The sequence below is a fragment of the Rickettsia conorii str. Malish 7 genome, from assembly GCF_000007025.1.
GTDB lineage: Bacteria > Pseudomonadota > Alphaproteobacteria > Rickettsiales > Rickettsiaceae > Rickettsia > Rickettsia rickettsii.
In genome coordinates this window covers 1,190,587-1,211,311 of the sequence record NC_003103.1, presented here as the reverse complement: position 1 = coordinate 1,211,311, position 20,725 = coordinate 1,190,587, and the positions used below count along the sequence as shown (strand labels likewise).

Sequence of the window (20,725 nt, the reverse complement as noted above, 5' to 3'; positions counted from 1 at the left end):
TTGTAATGACGTTGAAAATATAAATCATATGCATTTTATTGATGAAGTTAAAATATATATAAAAGGTGGAAACGGCGGCAATGGTTGTGTTAGTTTCCATCGTGAGAAATTTATTGACAGAGGCGGACCGGACGGTGGTGATGGTGGACGTGGCGGTAGTGTTATTTTCAGGAGTAATCACCATCTTAATACGCTAGTAAATTATCGATATAAACAGCATTTTACCGCAGAAAACGGCGAAAACGGTAAAGATTCAAATAGAAGCGGTAAATCAGGAAAATCATTAGTTCTTGATGTTCCGATCGGTACTCAAATCTTTTCCGAGGACGGCAATATATTATTTTATGATTTCACTGTGGATGATCAAAGCTTTGAAATAATTAAAGGAGGAAGTGGTGGTCTTGGTAACAGCCATTTCAAATCGTCGGTTAATCAAGCTCCAAGAAAGCGTACGGAAGGAGAAATTGCCGAAGAAATGTGGATTCATTTAAGTTTAAAACTTCTCTCTGATGTTGGGCTTGTGGGGCTTCCAAATGCCGGTAAATCTACTTTTTTATCCGTTGTAACGGCAGCCAAGCCTAAAATTGCCGATTATCCCTTTACTACTTTAGTGCCAAATCTTGGAGTGGTATATGTTGATGACGAAGAGTTTGTCATAGCCGATATTCCTGGTTTAATTGAGGGGGCTCATCAAGGTCACGGACTTGGCGATAAATTCTTAAAGCATATAGAAAGATGTAATGTATTAATACATTTAATAGATGGCTCTAGTAATGATGTAGTTGCAGATTATAATACGGTACGTCTTGAGCTTGAATTATATTCCGATTATTTAAAAAATAAAATCGAAACCATATGTCTTAATAAATGCGATGTTCTCACAGATGAGGAAATACAGGAAAAAATAAATAAGCTGCAGAAAGCTACTAATAAAGAAATTTTTCCTATCTCTACCTGCACTAATGCTGGAGTAAATAAAATAGTTAAACTTGCTTTAGAGACTATAAAAAATCAGAAGTAATACTACTAGGTATTGCCTGCGTGGATACTGAGGATTGTCATTACGAGGATTCCTGAGATTGCCACGTTCACTAACGTTCGCTGGCAATGACAATGAATAAGCTTTAAATTAAAGTAATACGTTGCTCTTCTGCTTCTAGATATTTCTCTAGCTCTTCCTTAGTATATTTCTTTTCTTTAAGCTTTATTTCGTGATTAAATATATATTGTACAGCTTTATCTTCTAAGGCAGGACCTTTAAGTCCTTCAATTGCTCTAGGATTATTTTTATAAAAATCAAATATCATATTTTCCTGCCCAGGAAAATTACGTGCTTGTTGCATAATAACTTTTCTTAAATCATCAGGCTCTAATTGCAAATTTTTAGATTTTGCATATTCAGCAAGTAATAAGCCTATTCGCACACGGCGTAGGGCTAATTTATTATAATATGCTGTTATTTCTTTAGAGGATTTATCTTTCAATAATGATTCATCTTGTTCATTTTTATCGGTTCCGGACTTTAGAATATTTTTTTCTTGCTCTAATAAAGATTCCGGTACATCAAAATCTAACAATTTTTCTAACTTATCAAATAAGTTCATTTTCATTATAGTATTAATAGCTTCTTCCGACTCATTTTCTATTTGTTTAGTAAAATGTGTACGCAATTCTTCAAGGCTATTACTTTGGAATTTTTTAGCAAATTCGTCATCGATAACGGTAGGTTCTGCAGTATGTACTGCTTTAATTTGTACTACAAAACGAGCATCCTTACCTGCTAAATCTTTAGCATGGTAATTTTCAGGAAAAGTAACATTAACATCTACTTTACTACCTGTTTTAGAACCTATTAATTGTTTCTCAAAACCGGGAATAAGCGCATTACTACCTATTATTACCTTAAAATCATTTAATTTACCGTCCTCAAAAGCTTTCTCCTTGATGTACCCGATTGCATCAATAGTAACCTGATCGCCGTCTTTTATTTTTGCTTTACTTTCTTTAGTATAATTTTTTGTTAATGCAGCAAGTTTTTCTAGTTGTTCTTCAACATCTTTAGAGTTTACTTCTAATTTTGGACGATCTAGTGAGATTTTTTTTAAATCCGGAATAGTAATTTTAGGTAATAGCTCTATTTTTACGGTAAATTCTAAAGCTTTATCGGATTCGTTTTGTAATTCTTCAATTTTAGGTCTACCGATTATATTTAGATTATGCTCTTTAATAACGTGATTTACTGAATTGTTAATTCTTCTTTCTATTATATCATTCCTGACGGAAGTACCGTATTTTTTCTTAACAATTGAAACCGGTACTTTACCGGCTCTAAAACCTGCTATTTTAACTTTTTTGGTTAAATCAAGTAATTCTTTTTGAATATCGTCATCTATCTCACTTAAAGGAGTAGAAATTCTTGCATGAAAATCCAATCCTTCGTTTTTTAATATGGTAATTCCCATTTTAATAATCCATTAATTCTGTATATAGTTTGCTAATCAAAATAAACTAAAGAGCTGCAATATGCAATAGTTTTTGTAAAATCCCATTAGGATTAGGCATTGCTAACTGTGAGTTTCGCAGAACTCACCTTTGCTGGCATATAGTCGTCTATTTTTGCAATCACTAACTATTTCGCGTTAGCACTTAACAGCAATTGAACCATTTCCATAGTAGTAAGCTCCTGCTTCTTATAATTTTCAAGGGCTTTAATAATTTTGGATATATCAAATATCTTATCGGTATTATTAATATAACAATATTTAGCCCGATTTCCCTTTTTTATTGTATTAATGTTCGGTTCGATGTTATAGTACGTAATCACCTTAATTTGTGTCTATAAATCATTATGATAATTTTTTTCTGCTACTTTATTCTTAGTGCTAAGTAATCGTTTGCCGTTGCGTGTTTGTACTTTTCGTTTTGTTTTATCAGGATAAGTATTAAACAATCCATGTAGGCTATTTGAGCATTACTAAATTCTTTCCCTGGATGAGCTTTAAGGAACTCAATAACTGCATTTTTACGGTCAAATTTTTTATTATAATATACCTCATTATAATTAACCGCTCTATTAGTATTATTAACATAACAATATTTAGTCAAAAGCCCTTTTTTTATTATCTTAATGTTCGGTTCTATTTGTTGTATAGCGTTCAATAGCTTATTCAATTCATTTCTATAAATCATGATAATAATTTTTCTCTTTCTTACTTTGCTTTTAGCATTAAGTAATCGTTTATCATTGCTTGCTTCCTCTTTTTTCTTTGCTTCTTCAGGATAAGTATCAACTAGCTAGGTTGCTATTTTAGAAGCAGTAAACTCTTTGCCGGCATGAGTTTTAAGAGTTTAATAATTGCAGTTTTGCGGTCAAAAAAAGACATATTCGGTAATTATATTAAGTTAAAATTCATATTACTTTATTTTTTAGACATTGCTAAATTAAAGATGGATATTGTCATGAGCTAAGCGACTAGCCGTAGTCGATTTTGTAGAAGTACTTTTTTCTTTTTTGTTATTGCTCTTTTGTTCTTTATCTGAGTTAACTTTAAAAGCTCAATAATTACATCTTTGTATTGAAATTTTGCAGAAAAAATAAATTATAAATTCTTCAAAGTAAACAAATTAATTATATAGAAATAAAAAATTAATATTATAGTGGTATAAAAATACAACTATTTTTTAAATTATATAAAGATAAGGTATTTATGGGGTAACCCTTTGTTTTTTAAAAAGAATTTAAAGGGTTATATCTTACTTTTTTAGAGTATATTGCAATAAACTAGATGATTTAGGAGCAAAAGCAAGTAAATAAATTGGGTATAAGATTTGTGGCATTGTTAACCAAAGATAGATATCGTTATGAGCTAAATAACTGAAAGTGTTGTTGCGTGGAGGCCAAATCGTCATTGCTAGGCGCGAAGCGACGTGGCAATCCAAAAAAATAATTAAAAAAATTCTGATGTACAGAATTTTTTACTGAATTGCTTCGTCGAATTACTACGTAATTCTTTTCGCAATGACGGAAAACCAATCCACGCAACAATGCCACGCAGGAATGACATTAAGAGCATTTTTTATTAGACCGCTTAGTCAATTACTGAGTAATTTTCCTCACAATGGTGTTAAGCAATAAGATTTAAGCGTACTTCTTCGTTCAGTTCTTTAGCAGAAGATAATTCTATATCAAGTTCGGCAAATATCTGCACTAAAGCTACAGATAAATCATTGATCATTTTGTCGGTATGGGCAGGGGTTGGGATGATGCGGAGGCGTTCCGTACCTCTCGGTACGGTTGGAAAATTGATATGTTGAACGTAAATACCGTATTCATTAAGGAGCATATTTGAGGCTTTCGCCGTTTTAATCGGATCACCAATAATTATCGGCACTATATGACTTTCATTTTTCAAATAAGGTATATTAAAACGTTCAAAAGAATTTTTAAGTTTTGTAACTACTTCTTGATGTTTTATTCGTTCTTCATTCGATTCTTTAAGATGTCTAATACTATGCGTTGCAGCGGTAGAAATTACCGGCGGCAATGAAGTAGTGAAAATAAACCCTGGAGCGGTTAGTCTTATAGCATCGACTAAATTATGGTTGCTAGTGATATAACCGCCGATAGTACCATATGCTTTGGCAAGTGTCCCTTGAATAATATCGATTTGATCACTACAATTAAGAAGCTCGGCAATACCGCCACCCTGTTTACCGTATAAACCGACCGTATGAACTTCATCGATAAAGGTTAAAGCATTATATTTTTTGGCTAAGTTGATTATATCTTTGATAGGTGAGAAAAAACCGTCCATAGAGTAAGCCGATTCAAAAACAACAATTTTCGGTCTATTAATATCGACTGATTGTAAAAGTTCTTCTAGATGCTTAACGTCTAAATGTCTATATATATATTTCTCGGCTCTTGAACTTGTAATCCCTGCAATTATTGATGCATGATTTAGCTCATCGGAGAAAAATACTATATCCGGCATGATTTTAGCAAGACTTGCAAGCGTTGTATCATTTGCAACAAAACCGGATGTAAAAACTAAAGCTGCTTGCTTTTTGTGTAAATTTGCAAGTTCTTTTTCAAGCTCAAGAATGGCAATATTATTACCGCCGATATTGCGAGTTCCACCTGATCCAACACCGTATTTTAGCAAGGCATCTATAGAAGCGTGCATTACTTTTGCATGTTTACTCATACCCAAATAGTCATTAATGCACCACATAACTATTTGTTTATTAGCGTGTTCTGCAAAAGGAAAATTATCGGCTTGTCTTTTTAAGGCCTTAAATTCTCGATATCTTCCTTCGCTTTTGATCTTATCTATATGTTTGCTAAATATAATATCGTAATAAGACATTTTCTCGATGTCATTCCCGCGTAGGCGGGAATCCATTTTATTAATTATAAAATTCTATAATCAGATATTTTGAATGTTCTTTCTAGATTCCCGCCTACGCGGGAATGACATCGAACAGAACAATACTTCCAAACTCACGTTTGCAACTATTCTACATTAAAATTAAAAAAGTTTAAAGTTATAATATGGCTTTTTGTACAATATCGTTTAATCTCTTTGAAAATGCACCTGTATCAGCAACCGGTTCACCCTCTAAAATACAGGCTTGATCAAATATTAGATTAACCAATTCTTCATTATTTTTATTATTTGCTTTTAAGTCGTTAAAGATTTTCTCTATGATTTTATTTTTAGGGTTTAACTCTAGATTTTTAGCTGAGGCATTAGCTATTTGTTTCTGTTCAATCAAAAATCTCTCCATACGAATATCCATAGCAGCGTCGCTAACGGCAAGACAAGCAGGACTTGAAGTAAGTTTTTTAGAGATCTTAACTTCTTTTACCAACTCCCCTAGTGTCTCTTTAAAATAATCTGTTAGCAATTTATATTCATCATTGGATTTTGTACTATCTGTATTTTTCTCCTCAGATTGTGAAGTAGTTTGCTCTACATCGATATCGCTTCTTGTCGCTGATTTAATAGCATGTTCTTTATATTTGCTATTAACATTTACCCAAAAATCATCCACTGTATCGGTAAAAAGTAATACATCGATTTTTTTACTTAACAACCCTTCGATTTGTGGGCTTGAAAGTAATTTATCGGGGTTATCACCGCTTAAATAATATATAGTACTCTGCCCTTCTTTAAAATTCGCTATATATTCGTCAAGGCTGATCATTTTATTATGCAAGGCACTCCTGAATATGCATACCTCTAATAATTTTTCATGGTTGGTAGTAGCCTCACATAAACCCTCTTTTAAAGCACCGCCGAAATTAGCCCAAAACTTATTATATTCTTCAGGTGATTCCTCTTTCTTTTTTCTAAGCTCACCAAGCACTCTTTTTGTAATAGCATTTTTGATTTTCTCAAGCACGCTATTATGCTGCAGTGATTCACGGCTAATATTTAGTGGTAAATCTTCTGAATCAACCACGCCTCGTAAAAATCTTAAATATGACGGGATTAAATCTATATTCTCATCAGATATAAATACTCTTTTTATATATAATTTTACTCGCCTTTTGCGATCAGGGTGGAATAAATCAAATGTTTTGCTTGATGGAATGAAAAGTAGGTTAGTAAATTCTATAGCTCCCTCGTTTTTATTATGCATAGTTATCCAAGGGTCATCAATGGCATAAGATAGACTTTTGTAGAATTCTTTATATTGTTCTTCCGTAATTTCCGATTTCGGTCTTGTCCATAATGCAGAAGCTGAATTAAGCTGGATTTCATTATTACCAGCTTCATCAAAGAAATATATTGGTACTGCTATGTGATCGGAATAGCTTTTAACGATGTGTTTTAATCTAAAATGATCAAGGAATGTATCTTCTTCCTTTTTGATATGTAAAACGATTTCCGTGCCTCTTGTGAACTCTTTATCTGAATCTGAGACAGTATATTCACCAAGCCCGTCTGATTCCCAAATATGGACTTTATCTTCCCCAGCTTTTCTTGAGGTTACAGTCACTTTATCGGCTACCATAAAGCTTGAATAAAATCCAACACCAAATTGACCGATTAGCATATTGTCTTTTTTAGAATCACCGGATAGGCTTTTAAGAAAATTTGCCGTACCCGATCTTGCAATAGTACCGAGATTTTCAATTAAATCGTCTTTATTCATGCCGATGCCATTATCACGGATAATGATTTGTCTGTGATCTTTATCGACTTTAACCGTAATTTTAAAATTGCTATCGCCAGCTACTAATTCACTATTACTTTGAGATAAATAACGTAATTTATCACAAGCATCCGAAGCATTGGAAATTAACTCCCTCATAAAAATCTCTTTATTACTATAAAGAGAGTGAATCATTAAATTTAAAATCTTGCCAACCTCGGCATCAAATTTCTTTTTTTCTTGTATCATAATTATTCCAGTTAATAAATTATTTTTTCGTCATATGACTGCTTATGTCATTCCTGCGGAAGCAGGAATCTAGAAAATAATAAATATAAACTGGATTCCCGCCTATGCGGGAATGACATTGGAAGTCTAGCAACAACTGCACCTTATTTAATATAGGAATTAATAATCAAATTTAAATAGTCTTCATTAATATTTTTTATCAATATCGTTTTTAAGCTATGAGTATGACCTTTAATAATTTCGATATTACTACGTGATAATTTCCATTCTTTTGCTAAATAATTTATGATTTCTTCATTCGCTTTACCTTGTTCCGGTATTGCTTTTATAGATAATTTTAGATATGGGATATTATTAATAATTACAAAATTGCTAATTAGATTTTGTTTAGAATTAGGCTTTACTTTAAAACTAAGTAAAGCCTGATGTGAAGAAGAATTGTAATTGTAGAATTTATCCATGAATATTTTTTATCATATTTGCTTATTATTTTTAATAAAAAAAGAATCCTTGAAAAACTTTGCTTAAACTGATATTATGTTTACCATAAATGTTTAGCACCCTTAGCTCAGCTGGATAGAGCAACAGATTTCTAATCTGTGGGTCAGAGGTTCGAATCCTTTAGGGTGCGCCATTCTGCATTTCTCGGTATTTCTACAAACGTATCAAACCGCAGATGCAGCATAAAATCAAGCTTTTGACCGTTTAACTGAATATTAATTGTCTTTCACCAAGTCTCTAAACTAAGCAGCTTTTCTCTTTCTGCTAAATAGTAAATTTATCACCTTATAAAACGAAATATTAAAAATATTTCTCAAGTTTATTAATTAAAGCTTTAATTTCTTTTGTGTTAACTAATATTTAATAATCATGATATCACAAGTATCGCTCCATATTTAGACATAAATATGAAAATTTGCTTAATGGAGCTAATAATGGATTAAAAGAAGAAATGATTATTAATACCCTCACAGAACTATCATCAGACCATTCTGGTGTAATGCTTAATTTAAAACCGAGTAATAACGAAAAAGAGTTTAAAGAAAAATTAGAAAAGATTATTAATACTTATGAAAAATGGAAGGAAAATCCTGAAAACAAAAAAGCAATTTCTCAATAACTCAAAAAAGAATTAGAGAATCTAGATATATTGTGCAAAGAAACAGCTAAAAAAGATAATTCGCATGTTTTTAAAAATATTGGACAAGTTATAAAACATAGTTTTAAAGCTTTGGCTAACATAGGAAATAAAGAAGCTTTCAAAAAAGAACAGAAAGAAGTAGGTATTTTATATGGATGCTATAACACATGCTAATAAAAATACTAAACAAACACTAGAACGCATAAGGACTACTATTAACAAACATAAATCTCCCCTTCCTCATTTCTTATTACTACTCCCAAGAATATATCGCAAAAAAGCAAGCGAGGATCTGTAGAAAGATAAATAATAATTACTCGAAGCTGGTAAATGTATCGATAATCGTCCACTAGGGTGTGCCATTAACCGAAAACCAACAAGCCGCCTTAATCTCGTTTATTTTCAACTGTGGGGCTGGGGCATTTCAAGCATCAACATTGCAGCAAAAGCTAAACAGAGGTGAATATGCAAACGCTGCTAACGAGTTACTGCGATGGATGTGTGCTAAAGGCGGTCTTAAGCTGCAAGGCTTAGTGAAACGTCAATATTATAGATTATAATTATTACTAATTATTAAAACTTTTGATTATTTCCTGTAATTCTCTAATAATATGCTTAAACTAAGAGATATTACAGGAAACCTGCTATAAATATTTATCAATTAAGCAGACATCACCGGAGAAGGAGCAAAAGATTTTGTCGGATAATTTCCACTTTCTTTCTCCAATTTTTCAAAATGAAATATACCAAATCCAATACTTGTTGGAATCATAATAATTAATACTTCTCAGTTGCTAAAGGTTTTTATTAAATGAGGAAAGCCAAAAGAGCTAATAACATACATACAAGCAGCTGATACAGCATATGTAAATGTTACGGAAGTAAAGCGTTTAAAGATTGGAAAATGTCTAAAACAATTTGGTACAGCCGGCATAACATTAAGGGCAAAAGCCATGATAAGTGCTTGAATATAAATTAATAATATTTCCTAATGCCTAATTACAAATCAGAGGAATATCTAATATATTAGACCAAACTTTATCCCAACCTTTTGCATGAGAAATATTAGGAAAAGTTTGCTTTTTTACACACGGTGAGTTACTTGTTTTTACGTAAAGTGCTGCTATGAAAGGCGGGACTCTTTTGTCATCCATGCCGGAGAGATGTAATTGAGGGATATTATTAACCTGTTTTGCATAATTTATCGGGTTTAAGGATTTAACTAAGTAACCACGATAATTATGATATTTATCAAACTTTTTAGTATCTAAATTACCGGCAATCGTTATAATATCTTTAACATTACTATTTTGAGCGGCAATTAATATTGTAAGCCCGCCGCCACCGGAGAAGCCGACTAAGCTAAATTTTTGTCCGTTATTGATAATATTTATGACATTGTTAATTGAATCTACGACTTCCTGTCCCATTCTTTTATCTAACCAATAATCGCTAATGCATTTTGAGTTCATTTCTAAAGGAGTATATTGGCAAGGTCTTGCTATATAAACAATATTCGGTCTTTTATCCATTGTAGCAAGCTTTAAGAGCATCGGATTAACGGGAGTAGGGTTGTCGGAATTAGCAGATCCATCCGCAAGATGTCCATCTCCCTCAATATAGAATACAAAAGGTAGGTTACGGTCGGTAATACGCTGATAAGTCGTAAGAGTAAAATCACCACCGTTTACTAGCCTCATCTGAAAGTTATTTTGAGTTGCTATATCTTGCGAATGCTTTACCCTTCTAGCTACATCATGAGTAGTAGAACACCCTGAAAGAAATATTGGTATTAAAAATATTATTGCCCAAATAAAATTTTTCATAACAATTTTGATTAAAACGGTATTTCGTCGTCTAAGTCGCTATGGTCAAAGGAATGATTTTTAGTTTCAGGATGTTTATATTCGCTATGCCCTGAATCTTGATTATGATTATTAGAGTTTTTACTATCTAATAATATTAATTGTGAATTAAAGTTTTGTAACACAACTTCCGTGGTATATTTTTCTTGACCTGAATTATCATTCCACTTACGGGTTTGCAATGAACCTTCAATATATAATTTGCTACCTTTTGTGACATAGCGTTCTACAACAGATACTAACCCTTCACTAAATATCACTACTCTATGCCATTCAGTTCGTTCTTTTCGTTCGCTGGTAATTCGATCTTTCCAAGTTTCGGTTGTTGCTAAGGAAAGATTAATGATTTTTTTTCCTTCGCCCGTAGTTCTCATTTCCGGATCACGCCCTACATTACCTATTAATATTACTTTATTTAAACTACCTGCCATAGATTACTACCTACTTTAAAATATTACTATTGCAATAATAAAATAAAAGAGCCTATAATACTACAGGTTTTTTAAAAAATATCTCAAAAATTTTGTAGTGAAGTGATTATGAACCAAGAATATATTAAGGTACGCGGTGCTAAAGAGCATAATCTAAAAAATATAAATGTTAATATTCCAAGGAATAAATTTGTTGTTATCACCGGTCTTAGCGGTTCAGGCAAGTCTTCTTTAGCGTTTGATACTATTTATGCAGAAGGTCAAAGGCGATATGTTGAAAGTTTATCTTCATATGCAAGGCAATTCTTACATTTACAAAATAAACCTAATGTAGAATCTATTTCCGGATTATCGCCTGCTATTGCAATTGACCAAAAAACTACTTCCAAAAATCCACGTTCTACGGTTGGAACTATAACGGAAATTTACGATTATCTTAGGTTATTATATGCAAGGGTGGGTATTCCTTACTCTCCGGCAACCGGTCTTCCGATACATAGCCAAACAGTTTCCGAGATGGTAGATATAATTAACGAACTACCTAAGGGTACGAAAATATATTTACTCGCTCCTATTGTTAGAGGACATAAGGGTGAGTTCAAGCGTGAAATTATGGATTTGAAAAAGCAAGGCTTTCAGAAATTAATAGTTAACGGGGAAGTTTGCGAAATTGATGATTTACCGAAACTTGATAAAAATAAGAAACATAATATAGAAGTGATCGTTGATAGAATAGTTCTAGACGAAAGTTTAGGTAATAGACTTGCAGATAGCTTAGAGAGTTCGTTAAATCTTGCCGAGGGTATTACTTATTTGGAAATTGTAGAATTACCGCCGGCAGTTAAGAGCGAGTTTGAAAAAAATCAGCGTATTACTTTTTCCGAGCAATATTCTTGTCCGGTATCGGGTTTTCAGCTTACTGAAATAGAGCCTCGAATCTTTTCTTTTAATAGTCCTTTTGGAGCATGTCCTAAATGTGAAGGGATAGGTAAGGAGTTTTTCTTTGATAGAGATTTAATAGTTCCGGATCAAAGAATTGCTATTAAAGACGGTGCAATAGTGCCTTGGGGTAGTACAGCTTCTAAATTTATCCTAGAGACATTAAAGGCTCTTGCCGATCATTATAAATTTTCTATTGAAGTACCTTTTGTAAGTTTATCACAAAATGTTAAGGATATTTTATTTGAAGGTTCAGGAGAAGAGGCAATAAAGTTTGAATTTCACGATGGTTCTAAAACGCAAATAATAAAACAACCTTTTGCCGGTATAATACCAAGTTTGCAAGAAAAGGACCGTACTATAGAATCGGTTTTAATTAAAGAAGAACTAGCTAAATTTAAGTCAGAGCATAAATGTACTGCTTGTTCAGGGTTTAGATTAAAAGACGAAGCATTATGCGTTAAAATAGCAAATTTGCATATAGGCGAAGTAGCAGGTATGAGTATTGCAGCCTTGCAAAAATGGTTTAGTCACTTAGAAGAAAAATTAAATAAAAAGCAATTATTTATTGCTGAGCGTATACTCAAAGAAATTACCGAGAGATTAAAATTTCTTATGAATGTTGGGCTTGATTATCTAACGTTATCACGAGAAGCAGGTACTTTATCGGGGGGGGAAAGTCAGCGTATTCGTCTTGCATCTCAAATAGGTTCAGGACTGAGCGGTGTTTTATATGTACTTGATGAGCCGTCTATTGGTCTTCATCAACGAGATAATACAAGATTAATTGAGACACTAAAAAGGCTTAGAGATTTGGGTAATACCGTTTTGGTAGTCGAGCATGATGAAGAAACAATATATGAAGCAGACCATATTATTGATATAGGACCGGGAGCCGGTATTCACGGCGGTCGTGTTATTGCGGAAGGAAATGTTGAAGAAATAAAGAATTTTGAAGAAAGTATCACAGGTAGGTATCTAAGTGGTCGTCAAACAATCAAAGTGCCGTCTGAAACAAGAGTAGGGCATGATAATAGGGCAATTGAATTACTTGGGGCGGTTTCCAACAATTTAGATAATGTTGATATCAAAATTCCGCTTGGTACTTTTACCGCTATAACGGGAGTATCGGGAAGCGGTAAATCAAGCTTGATGATTCATACTCTGTATAAAGCGGCTCTAAAGCATTTAGAGCCAACTAGCAAAGTATTTCCTGGCAAATATAGAGAGTTAAAAGGACTTGAATATATTGATAAAATTATCGATATTAATCAATCTCCGATAGGTAGAACTCCTCGTTCAAACCCTGCGACTTATACAGGTGCCTTTACCCATATTAGGGATTGGTTTGTGGAGTTACCTGAATCAAAAGCTAGAGGGTATAAAGTAGGCAGATTTTCGTTTAACGTTAAAGGTGGTAGATGTGAAGCATGCCAAGGTGATGGGCTAATAAAAATAGAGATGCATTTCCTACCTGACGTATATGTAAAGTGTGATATTTGTAACGGTCACAGATATAATAGAGAAACGCTTGAAATAAAATATAAAGGTAAATCTATTGCCGATATTTTGATGATGACTGTAGAAGATGCGATGCAGTTTTTTGAAAAAATACCGTTAATCTATGAAAAATTAATTACCTTAAATGAAGTGGGTCTAGGCTATATTAAAATCGGTCAGTCTGCTACTACTCTTTCAGGTGGTGAAGCACAACGCGTTAAGCTTGCTAAAGAATTATCAAGACGTTCAACCGGTAAAACGCTTTATATACTTGATGAACCGACTACGGGATTACATATCGACGATATTAATAAATTGTTAAAAGTGTTACATAAACTTGTTGATATGGGCAATACCGTTTTAGTTATCGAGCATAATTTAGATGTTATAAAAACTGCAGATTATATTATTGACGTCGGTCCTGAAGGTGGCGACAAAGGTGGTAAGATAGTTGTATGTGGCACCCCTGCCGACATCGCTGCCTGTGAGGAAAGCCATACCGGTAGATATTTAAAGCAATATTTGGTGTGATCTAATATAAATAGCAAGTTACTCTATATAATTTGCTATTTGATGTATTTCTAAATTATCCTTAACACTCATCCCTTGATTTCGTTAAGAAAAATTAATCTAATCCTTGCTATTTTCTAAAAATTATCATGGGTTTTCTGTAGAATAATTATAAAAGAAGAAATTAATGAAAGTTACATTTAATAATATTGAAAAAATTTATAATTTATTAACTACCGAAGAATGGATAGATAAATAAGATCCAAAGCAACGCTTGGAACAATTAAACAAAAAACTAGCGAAAGCTAGTGATCCAAAAGAAAAAATTAATTTAGAAAAGGCCATAACAACCTTAGAAGAAAATGCTAAAAGTAATCCCATGACTTTAGAAAAAGCTGGAATAAACCAAGACGATGCTGAAATATATTATATAAAGAGGGCTTTAATAAAAAGTCTAGTGATACATTAAAAGAATTATTAGAAAATAATTTTGATCAATTAAATACTAATGATGTTTTTGCAAAAATACATAAGCAATATTTAAGTACAAATACACACCTTAAAAAAATCTTATTAGTAAAGACTATGTAAGGAATATTGCCATATTGTCGAAAATCACTGACTTAATATACGGAGAATGGCGGTTTAAATTCTTTAGAAATGGCTAAAAAAGTATCTACTTACTTTGGAAATTTAGAAGATATAAAAAGTTACTTAAAAACTGTTAATTATGATACAAAAGAAACAATAGAATTGAGTTTTCAATTTAATTTACCACAAACATTGTCTTCCAAAACATTAGAATTTTTTCAAATTTTAAATAAATCTGGAAGAGACTCATTATATATTTTCAGTAATGCACACTTACTGGAAAAAACTGAAAAATTTCAAAAAATTCTTAAAGAAAATAAATTAAATGATTTTCAGCAGATAACTAAAAATGATTTAAAGAATTAGTAAATCAAGTAACTGAAATAGTAATTAAAGAATCTTATAAGTACAACGAAGAAGAATTATCAGAAGAAAATAAATTACATGCAAAAAATTTAGCTAATTTTTCTTTAAAAGGAAAACTAGATAATAATAGTTTTCAAAAAGCATTGAACTTTATAAAAGAATATTTATGCCTGATATTAATTTTGATATAGAGGTAACAGGCAAAAAGTATAATTTTCCTAAATTACCTGCCGATGATATGAAAGGTTTTATGCTTGGTAAATTTAGTAATTCTTGCCAATCTATAGGACATGATTCCGAAAGATGTATTTTAGACGGTATGAGTAAAGCAAATGCCGGTTTTTATATAATTACGGATGATGAAGGAAATATAAGAGCTCAGTCATATGTTTGGCTTGCTGGAGAGGGAAAAAAGAATGAAAAAGCCACTTCTATGTATGGTACTAGATTCATTTGAGCATTTAGGGAAAGAAGATAAATTATTATTTGTACCTATAATAAATAAATTGAGAGAAGCATTACAAAAACAAGCATTAAATTTATATGTAGGATGTGGCGGACAAACTCCTAAACTTGATATAAACACTATACTTCATCCAAAACCAATGGAGCAAGATTTATATATGGCGATGAATGTTTATCCTATTACAAGAGAAGTACCAACAATAGAATTAAATTTAGGAAAAAATGCTAATAACCAGGTTAATCAATATTCTACTATTGAAGAGCTAAAAACTGATAGTAAATTACTACAACAAATTATAATAAGTAAGCAAATTAACCGAGATTTAACAGAAGAGGAAATATCGTTGCTTAACATAGGTTTTACTTTTGCACAAATTTCGAATATAGAAAACAATAAACAAGAATTCTTTGTTGAAAATGACGATAATATAAAAAGTTTGACTGACGCCGGTGTTAGTGTGAAAGAATTACTTGCAATGGAACCAAGTCAGCAGAAACTCTTTATTGAAAATAGTTATAAGGTAAAAAGCTTATCTAAGGCCAGGCTCATTACGAAAGAATTGTTTAATGTGATAACAGGCCAACAAGAATCAGGTAATACAAATGAAAATGATTTAACTCAGTTCGATAATACGGATCACAATGCATTAAAAGTAGAGTTGATAGGTGATGCTACAGAACAAGCTTAGGTGAGCGTGGAATACAATTCAAGTATAATAGAATTCTTGCATAACATAGCTAATAAGGAGAGATCCTTTTGGAGACAAATAAGTTATGCAAGAATTCTAATGCTTATGGTCATGGTGGTGGGTATAGAAGCCTAGAGCAGAAAGTGCATTTGAGAATTCAGAGTTAGGAGTTATTTCATTTGGTATTCCGCTGCAACATATGTGACCGTTTAAGCATATCACTTGATCGGAGTTTTTTATTACGGTAAATAAATCATGAGAAATCATAAAAACCGTAATATTGAGCTTTTTACGAATCAAATTAATAAGCTGATAAAATTCTTGTTGGCTTGTTACGTCTAAAGACTGTAACGGTTCATCTAAAATAATTAAGTCGGGATTATTAACTATTGAACATGCAAGAACTACCTTTTGAAACTGCCCTCCTGAGAGCTTAGAAATTTCTTGATCTTTTATATGTTCCAAATCAATAAATGAGTTAATCTCTTTAATATTGTTATTAAAATTACTCGGTGCTAACAACTCTAAAAAATTTTTTACTGTAATAGGTAAATCAGGGGTTAATCCGAACTTCTGCGGTACATATCCAATTTTTAGTTTGGGATCAATTATAATCTCGCCGCTTGTAGGTTTTTCAAGTCCAAGCATTAAGCGTACTATGGTAGTTTTACCTGCACCGTTAGGTCCGATTAAAGTAGTGATATTATTTTTTTTGACAGTGAAACTAACGTTATTTATCGGCAATTTATTACCGAATTTTTTAGATACGTTACGAAACTCGATTATAGGTTTTTGCATGTGTCAGTTCACTTCTGTCATCCCGTAGCTTGACCACGGGATCCAGTAATAAATACTAAAGTTATTAATGTTTTAAGTTATTTTTCTAGATCCCATGGTTAAGCCACGGGATGACACAGTGGGCAATAAATAGCATTCATTAAATAGAATAAATGCCGATTAGTGCTGCCTCGGCAAGTAAATGCTTTTGCAGGGCTAATACTAAATCTGGCTTGCTAGCATTCTCATCAAGCTCAAGATAATCATTTAGGGCATATAGTTTAAAAAAATAACGATGAGGTTTGCCGGCAGGTGGACAAGGACCGCCGTATTTTTTTTCTTGCCAGCTATTATTTAAAATTTTAATACTACTATCTATTTGTCCTTCTGAAAGCTTAGTAATAGAAGCAGAAATATTATATATTACCCAATGATCCCATATACCGTGTGGCGGTGCTATTTCTACCGGTGCATCCGGATCATCCATTATAAGTGCAAAAGATTTAGTATCTGAAGGAGCATTACTCCATTCTAGATGCGGTGAAACATTTTGTCCTTTACAAGTAAATTTATCAGGAATGCGATCATTATGTTTAAATGCCGTACTTGTTATTATGAAAGTCATAGGTTGCTCCTTTTGTTATAACGTCATTGCGAGCAGCCATAAGCTGCGTGGCAATCTCATGAAATAATAAAATTCCTGAGATTGCTTCGGCAATTACTTCGTAATTTTCCTCGCAATGACGTTTTGTCTATCAATTCACAACTTGCCATTGTCCGTCAGGTTGGCGGCATGCATTACCGTATGCTTTTTGTTGTTTTCCGCCTATTACAACTGTTTGAGTGTACTCACGGCAATATTGACCAGTGCTATTTCTATAAGTTTTATTAGGTGTTACGTAACCGTAATTGCCGTTATCCGGATTACGCCATTCTACGTTACTACCACTAGGAGCTGTTTCTAAAGCTCTCTGTGAGGTAAGCTCTGCAAGTCTTCTATCCTGTTCATCCATACCTGCACCGATTTGTCCACCAAGAACTGCTCCAAGTAATGCACCTACACCTACTCCAACAAGCTGTCCTTTGCCCTTACCGAATTGAGAACCAAGTAATGCGCCGCCAGCACCGCCAAGAAGTGTTCCTGTACCTTGTTTATTCATGCCGCCCGGACCGTTACAGGCTTGTAACATAGAAGTTGCAAGAGCTATAATCATAATTTTAGATAATAGTTTCATATAATTCTCTCTAAATTAATATATAATTAATAAGTATATGGTTTTTAGAATTTTGTAAAGCTAAAACTAGATTCTGTAAACAAAATTTAAATTATTTGTATTTTAAAATATTATTTTTAATTTTGTTCACAGAACCTCATTATAATTGAATTTTATATTTTCTTTGTTAAACTACAAATAAATAAATTGGAAAGATTTGTCATGGATACTAATAGCCGTAATCAGTTAATAAAATCGGCATCTTATTTATCGGTTACTACGGCATTAATTATTTTAAGTATAAAATTATATGCTTGGGTTGTTACCGATTCGCAATCAATCCTTGCTTCTTTAATTGATTCAATGCTTGATATAACTTCCTCCTTTATTAATCTAATAGCTTTAAGATTTGCCCTGCAACCGCCGGATCATCATCATCGATTCGGGTATGAAAAACTGCAGGATTTAACAATTTTTTCTCAATCGATATTTTTCTTTGCTTCAGCTTTTTTTGTAGGCTTTTCTTCGGTTAAATCTTTATTTGAAAAAACAAAACCGGAGAATATGAGCGACGGTACTACTGTAATGTATGTATGTATATTCTTAACAATTATTTTAGTGTTTTACCAAACTTATGTAATTAAAAAAACAGGATCGGAAATAGTAAAAGCCGATAAGCTTCATTATTTCACGGACTTACTAACTAATGTTATAGTAATTATCTCTATAAATTTAAGTGATTATTTTTGGTTTGTTGACCCATTATTTGGTGTAGTTATTTCGTTATATATATTTCACTCTTCTTATTCTTTATTTAAAAAGGCATTTAAAAATTTAGTAGATCATGAATTACCCGAACAAGACAGACAAAAAATTATCTCGATAGTTAATAACCATTTAGGGGCAAAAGGTATGCACGAAATGAAAACTAGATATGCCGGTCAAAAAGCTTTTATCCAGTGCCATCTGGAAATGGACGGTAATATGTCGCTTTATAATGCTCATAAAATTAGCGATGAGATTGCTTTTGAAATATTGCAGGAATTTCCGGAGGCTGAAATAATTATCCACCAAGATCCTTTTGGAATCGAAGAACACGTAAAGTACCGTGAATATATTGTTAGATAAAGAAGCTAATTTTAATAATTTTTTCATGGAGCAAGCTTTAAAACAAGCAAAGATTGCTTTTGATAAAAATGAAGTCCCGGTCGGAGCGGTAGTTGTAGATAGGTTACATCAGAAAATTATTGCTAGTACCCATAACAATACGGAAGAAAAAAATAACGCTCTTTATCATGCTGAAATTATTGCTATTAATGAAGCATGTAATCTTATATCTTCTAAAAATTTAAATGATTATGATATTTACGTTACTTTAGAACCTTGTGCTATGTGTGCGGCAGCTATAGCTCATAGCAGGTTAAAACGTTTATTTTATGGGGCTTCTGATTCCAAGCACGGAGTAGTCGAAAGTAATTTGCGATATTTTAACAGTAGTGCTTGTTTTCATAGACCGGAAATATATAGCGGAATTCTTGCCGAAGATTCGGGGCTATTAATGAAAGAGTTTTTTAAGAGGATAAGAACTGTTATTTCTAGCCACAGAATGACATAAAGAAGTAAGAAAACATGCTAAAACTATTAACCCCCTATTATTTTAATAAATTATCAAAGGTTATAATACCTATATTAGCTATATCTACTTGCGTAATGATGATTATAGGTCTTTATTTAGCCCTCATAGTTTCGCCGGTAGATTATCAGCAAGGTGATTTTGTACGCATTATGTATGTTCATGTCCCTGCCTCTTGGATGGCTCTTGGTGTTTATGTTTTCATGGCAGTATGCAGCTTTAGCTATTTAGTATGGAAAACTACTATTAGCTATTTGCTAGCCGTAGCTTCTAGTTATGTTGGGGCTACTTTTACTTTGATTAGTTTAGTAACAGGTTCTTTATGGGGAAAACCTATATGGGGGACATGGTGGGTTTGGGATGCAAGACTTACCTCCATGCTCATATTATTTTTATTATATTTAAGCTATATTATTATAGTGAATAGTGCGGATAATATAAGAAAGGCACAAAATCCTTCTTCTATTATTGCTCTTATCGGACTGATTAACATACCGATAGTAAAATTCTCGGTAAATATTTGGTATAGTCTGCATCAGCCTGCTAGTGTTTTAAGGCTAGGGAGTCCAACTATTCACTCTTCAATGCTAAAGCCTTTAATTATCATGTTTATTAGTTTTATATTATATTTTCTATTAGTATTACTTTTAAGAACTGCTATATTAATCGACAAAATCAAAAACAGATAATAAAATGACTTATGTTGTAACCGATGAATGCGTAAAATGTAAATATACCGATTGTGTTGAAGTATGTCCTGTAGATTGTTTTTATGAAGGTGAAAGGGAAGATGATTTTATGTTAGTCATTAACCCCGATGAATGTATAGATTGCGGCGTTTGTGTTCCTGATTGTCCTATAGGTGCTATTAAACCTGAATCACCGGGGTTAATAGAATGGGTAGAACGTGCAAAAGATTTTATAGAAAATAAAGGATGGAAAAATATTACAAAAAAAAAAACTGCTTTGCCTGATGCCGATAAATTTAAAGATGAGAAAGATAAGTTTAATAAATATATAGGTTCTGTGAAGATTGCTAATTGATTTGTTATTTTGAGATATTTTTAAGCGAAAATTATAAGATTTTTTTGAAATAGGATTAACTATTCCTTCAAAAATCTTATAATTTTCGCTTAAAAATATCTCAAAATAACAAATCAATTAGCAATCTTCACAGAACCTAAAATAACA

General features: G+C 32.4%; 22 protein-coding genes, 1 tRNA gene and 2 pseudogenes. 14 read left to right on the top strand and 11 right to left on the bottom strand.

Translation table 11 applies throughout. The features are described 5' to 3' along the window. The first annotated feature begins 28 nt into the window (after positions 1–28). Positions 29–1,021 carry a GTPase ObgE gene (obgE, locus tag RC_RS06490; RefSeq protein ID WP_010977865.1) on the top strand — a complete coding sequence of 331 codons (993 nt, stop codon included), beginning with the start codon at positions 29–31 and terminating at the stop codon, positions 1,019–1,021. 103 nt (positions 1,022–1,124) lie between these two features. Here obgE and tig read toward each other — a convergent pair whose 3' ends face one another. The 5 genes from tig to RC_RS06460 all read right to left on the bottom strand — a co-directional run bounded on the left by tig (position 1,125) and on the right by RC_RS06460 (position 7,874). Continuing rightward, on the bottom strand, positions 1,125–2,462 hold the full coding sequence (gene tig / locus RC_RS06485; RefSeq protein ID WP_010977864.1) for a trigger factor: 1,338 nt from the start codon (positions 2,460–2,462) through the stop codon (positions 1,125–1,127). Between the two features lie 403 nt (positions 2,463–2,865). Then, positions 2,866–3,189 (bottom strand): hypothetical protein, encoded by a 324-nt coding sequence (locus RC_RS09985; RefSeq protein WP_010977862.1) that lies wholly within the window; start codon positions 3,187–3,189, stop codon positions 2,866–2,868. Positions 3,190–4,124: 935 nt separating this feature from the next. Continuing rightward, entirely contained in the window at positions 4,125–5,369 is a 1,245-nt protein-coding gene (gene hemA / locus RC_RS06470; protein WP_016830561.1) for a 5-aminolevulinate synthase, read from the bottom strand. Between the two features lie 178 nt (positions 5,370–5,547). Next, positions 5,548–7,413 (bottom strand): molecular chaperone HtpG, encoded by a 1,866-nt coding sequence (gene htpG, locus RC_RS06465; RefSeq protein WP_010977860.1) that lies wholly within the window; start codon positions 7,411–7,413, stop codon positions 5,548–5,550. Between the two features lie 143 nt (positions 7,414–7,556). Continuing rightward, a complete protein-coding gene (locus tag RC_RS06460; protein WP_004997180.1) occupies positions 7,557–7,874 on the bottom strand; it encodes an A1G_07140 family DUF167 domain protein in 318 nt (105 codons plus the stop codon). 96 nt (positions 7,875–7,970) lie between these two features. Between RC_RS06460 and RC_RS06455 the strand changes: the two genes are divergently transcribed. The 3 genes from RC_RS06455 (at position 7,971) to RC_RS06445 (ending at position 9,114) form a co-directional block, all read left to right on the top strand. Next, positions 7,971–8,047, top strand: a tRNA-Arg gene (locus tag RC_RS06455). A gap of 282 nt (positions 8,048–8,329) precedes the next feature. Continuing rightward, positions 8,330–8,533 carry a hypothetical protein gene (locus tag RC_RS06450; RefSeq protein WP_004997182.1) on the top strand — a complete coding sequence of 68 codons (204 nt, stop codon included), beginning with the start codon at positions 8,330–8,332 and terminating at the stop codon, positions 8,531–8,533. 377 nt (positions 8,534–8,910) lie between these two features. After that, entirely contained in the window at positions 8,911–9,114 is a 204-nt protein-coding gene (locus RC_RS06445; protein WP_010977858.1) for a lysozyme, read from the top strand. Positions 9,115–9,215: 101 nt separating this feature from the next. Here RC_RS06445 and RC_RS10605 read toward each other — a convergent pair. From RC_RS10605 to RC_RS06430, 3 genes and pseudogenes are all read right to left on the bottom strand, one after another. After that, positions 9,216–9,509 (bottom strand): annotated as a pseudogene (locus tag RC_RS10605) (hypothetical protein). Between the two features lie 40 nt (positions 9,510–9,549). Further along, complete coding sequence (locus RC_RS06435) at positions 9,550–10,380, bottom strand: alpha/beta hydrolase family protein (RefSeq protein WP_010977856.1); 831 nt, start codon at positions 10,378–10,380, stop codon at positions 9,550–9,552. 11 nt (positions 10,381–10,391) lie between these two features. After that, positions 10,392–10,850 (bottom strand): single-stranded DNA-binding protein, encoded by a 459-nt coding sequence (locus RC_RS06430; RefSeq protein WP_010977855.1) that lies wholly within the window; start codon positions 10,848–10,850, stop codon positions 10,392–10,394. Between the two features lie 108 nt (positions 10,851–10,958). Here RC_RS06430 and uvrA point away from each other — a divergent pair, with 108 nt between their 5' ends. The 5 genes from uvrA to RC_RS10600 all read left to right on the top strand — a co-directional run bounded on the left by uvrA (position 10,959) and on the right by RC_RS10600 (position 15,910). Further along, positions 10,959–13,820 carry an excinuclease ABC subunit UvrA gene (gene uvrA, locus RC_RS06425; protein WP_041471753.1) on the top strand — a complete coding sequence of 954 codons (2,862 nt, stop codon included), beginning with the start codon at positions 10,959–10,961 and terminating at the stop codon, positions 13,818–13,820. A 253-nt stretch (positions 13,821–14,073) separates the two neighbouring features. Beyond that, the gene (locus RC_RS06420) at positions 14,074–14,268 is read left to right on the top strand and encodes a hypothetical protein (protein WP_010977853.1); all 195 of its coding nucleotides are present in this window, start codon (positions 14,074–14,076) and stop codon (positions 14,266–14,268) included. 191 nt (positions 14,269–14,459) lie between these two features. Continuing rightward, on the top strand, positions 14,460–14,756 hold the full coding sequence (locus RC_RS06415) for a hypothetical protein (protein ID WP_010977852.1): 297 nt from the start codon (positions 14,460–14,462) through the stop codon (positions 14,754–14,756). 166 nt (positions 14,757–14,922) lie between these two features. After that, a complete protein-coding gene (locus RC_RS06410; protein WP_010977851.1) occupies positions 14,923–15,213 on the top strand; it encodes a hypothetical protein in 291 nt (96 codons plus the stop codon). Next, entirely contained in the window at positions 15,194–15,910 is a 717-nt protein-coding gene (locus RC_RS10600; protein WP_233417451.1) for a hypothetical protein, read from the top strand. The genes RC_RS06410 and RC_RS10600 overlap by 20 nt, the downstream gene beginning before the upstream one ends. Positions 15,911–16,006: 96 nt before the next feature. On the opposite strand, the gene RC_RS06395 is transcribed toward RC_RS10600, so the two are convergent. Both RC_RS06395 and RC_RS06390 read right to left on the bottom strand, forming a co-directional pair. After that, positions 16,007–16,708: an ATP-binding cassette domain-containing protein gene (locus RC_RS06395; RefSeq protein ID WP_010977849.1), complete on the bottom strand. Its 702-nt coding sequence runs from the start codon at positions 16,706–16,708 to the stop codon at positions 16,007–16,009. A gap of 139 nt (positions 16,709–16,847) precedes the next feature. Beyond that, positions 16,848–17,312, bottom strand: a complete 465-nt coding sequence (locus tag RC_RS06390; RefSeq protein WP_010977848.1) for a YbhB/YbcL family Raf kinase inhibitor-like protein — start codon at positions 17,310–17,312, stop codon at positions 16,848–16,850. A 45-nt stretch (positions 17,313–17,357) separates the two neighbouring features. On the opposite strand from RC_RS06390, the pseudogene RC_RS11335 reads away from it, so the two are divergent. Beyond that, a pseudogene (locus tag RC_RS11335) lies at positions 17,358–17,444 on the top strand (lytic transglycosylase domain-containing protein); the annotation flags it as partial. Here the strand turns inward: RC_RS11335 and RC_RS06385 are convergent. Further along, entirely contained in the window at positions 17,443–17,922 is a 480-nt protein-coding gene (locus RC_RS06385; RefSeq protein WP_004997204.1) for an RT0821/Lpp0805 family surface protein, read from the bottom strand. The pseudogene RC_RS11335 and the gene RC_RS06385 sit on opposite strands and share 2 nt — an antisense overlap. 201 nt (positions 17,923–18,123) lie before the next feature. Here RC_RS06385 and RC_RS06380 point away from each other — a divergent pair, with 201 nt between their 5' ends. Genes RC_RS06380 through RC_RS06365 form a run of 4 tightly spaced genes read left to right on the top strand, consistent with a single transcriptional unit; the run spans position 18,124 to position 20,578 of the window. Beyond that, positions 18,124–19,029, top strand: coding sequence for a cation diffusion facilitator family transporter (locus tag RC_RS06380; RefSeq protein ID WP_041471752.1), 906 nt, complete (start codon positions 18,124–18,126; stop codon positions 19,027–19,029). Next, positions 19,010–19,516 carry a nucleoside deaminase gene (locus RC_RS06375; protein ID WP_010977846.1) on the top strand — a complete coding sequence of 169 codons (507 nt, stop codon included), beginning with the start codon at positions 19,010–19,012 and terminating at the stop codon, positions 19,514–19,516. Before RC_RS06380 ends, RC_RS06375 begins: the two co-directional genes overlap by 20 nt. Before the next feature lie 14 nt (positions 19,517–19,530). Continuing rightward, a complete protein-coding gene (locus RC_RS06370) occupies positions 19,531–20,223 on the top strand; it encodes a heme ABC transporter permease (RefSeq protein ID WP_004997210.1) in 693 nt (230 codons plus the stop codon). Positions 20,224–20,227: 4 nt separating this feature from the next. Continuing rightward, entirely contained in the window at positions 20,228–20,578 is a 351-nt protein-coding gene (locus RC_RS06365; protein ID WP_010977845.1) for a ferredoxin family protein, read from the top strand. The last annotated feature ends 147 nt before the right edge of the window (positions 20,579–20,725 follow it).

What these genes read in the sequence shown, in the direction of transcription:
- RC_RS06460 (WP_004997180.1), bottom strand. Translation starts at nt 7,874, where the DNA reads ATGGATAAATTCTACAATTACAATTCTTCTTCACATCAGGCTTTACTT.
- obgE (WP_010977865.1), top strand. Translation starts at nt 29, where the DNA reads ATGCATTTTATTGATGAAGTTAAAATATATATAAAAGGTGGAAACGGC.
- htpG (WP_010977860.1), bottom strand. Translation starts at nt 7,413, where the DNA reads ATGATACAAGAAAAAAAGAAATTTGATGCCGAGGTTGGCAAGATTTTA.
- RC_RS06365 (WP_010977845.1), top strand. Translation starts at nt 20,228, where the DNA reads ATGACTTATGTTGTAACCGATGAATGCGTAAAATGTAAATATACCGAT.
- RC_RS06430 (WP_010977855.1), bottom strand. Translation starts at nt 10,850, where the DNA reads ATGGCAGGTAGTTTAAATAAAGTAATATTAATAGGTAATGTAGGGCGT.
- RC_RS06385 (WP_004997204.1), bottom strand. Translation starts at nt 17,922, where the DNA reads ATGAAACTATTATCTAAAATTATGATTATAGCTCTTGCAACTTCTATG.
- RC_RS06380 (WP_041471752.1), top strand. Translation starts at nt 18,124, where the DNA reads ATGGATACTAATAGCCGTAATCAGTTAATAAAATCGGCATCTTATTTA.
- tig (WP_010977864.1), bottom strand. Translation starts at nt 2,462, where the DNA reads ATGGGAATTACCATATTAAAAAACGAAGGATTGGATTTTCATGCAAGA.
- RC_RS10600 (WP_233417451.1), top strand. Translation starts at nt 15,194, where the DNA reads ATGGTACTAGATTCATTTGAGCATTTAGGGAAAGAAGATAAATTATTA.
- RC_RS09985 (WP_010977862.1), bottom strand. Translation starts at nt 3,189, where the DNA reads ATGATTTATAGAAATGAATTGAATAAGCTATTGAACGCTATACAACAA.
- RC_RS06410 (WP_010977851.1), top strand. Translation starts at nt 14,923, where the DNA reads ATGCCTGATATTAATTTTGATATAGAGGTAACAGGCAAAAAGTATAAT.
- uvrA (WP_041471753.1), top strand. Translation starts at nt 10,959, where the DNA reads ATGAACCAAGAATATATTAAGGTACGCGGTGCTAAAGAGCATAATCTA.
- RC_RS06415 (WP_010977852.1), top strand. Translation starts at nt 14,460, where the DNA reads ATGGCTAAAAAAGTATCTACTTACTTTGGAAATTTAGAAGATATAAAA.
- RC_RS06370 (WP_004997210.1), top strand. Translation starts at nt 19,531, where the DNA reads ATGCTAAAACTATTAACCCCCTATTATTTTAATAAATTATCAAAGGTT.
- RC_RS06435 (WP_010977856.1), bottom strand. Translation starts at nt 10,380, where the DNA reads ATGAAAAATTTTATTTGGGCAATAATATTTTTAATACCAATATTTCTT.
- RC_RS06395 (WP_010977849.1), bottom strand. Translation starts at nt 16,708, where the DNA reads ATGCAAAAACCTATAATCGAGTTTCGTAACGTATCTAAAAAATTCGGT.
- RC_RS06390 (WP_010977848.1), bottom strand. Translation starts at nt 17,312, where the DNA reads ATGACTTTCATAATAACAAGTACGGCATTTAAACATAATGATCGCATT.
- hemA (WP_016830561.1), bottom strand. Translation starts at nt 5,369, where the DNA reads ATGTCTTATTACGATATTATATTTAGCAAACATATAGATAAGATCAAA.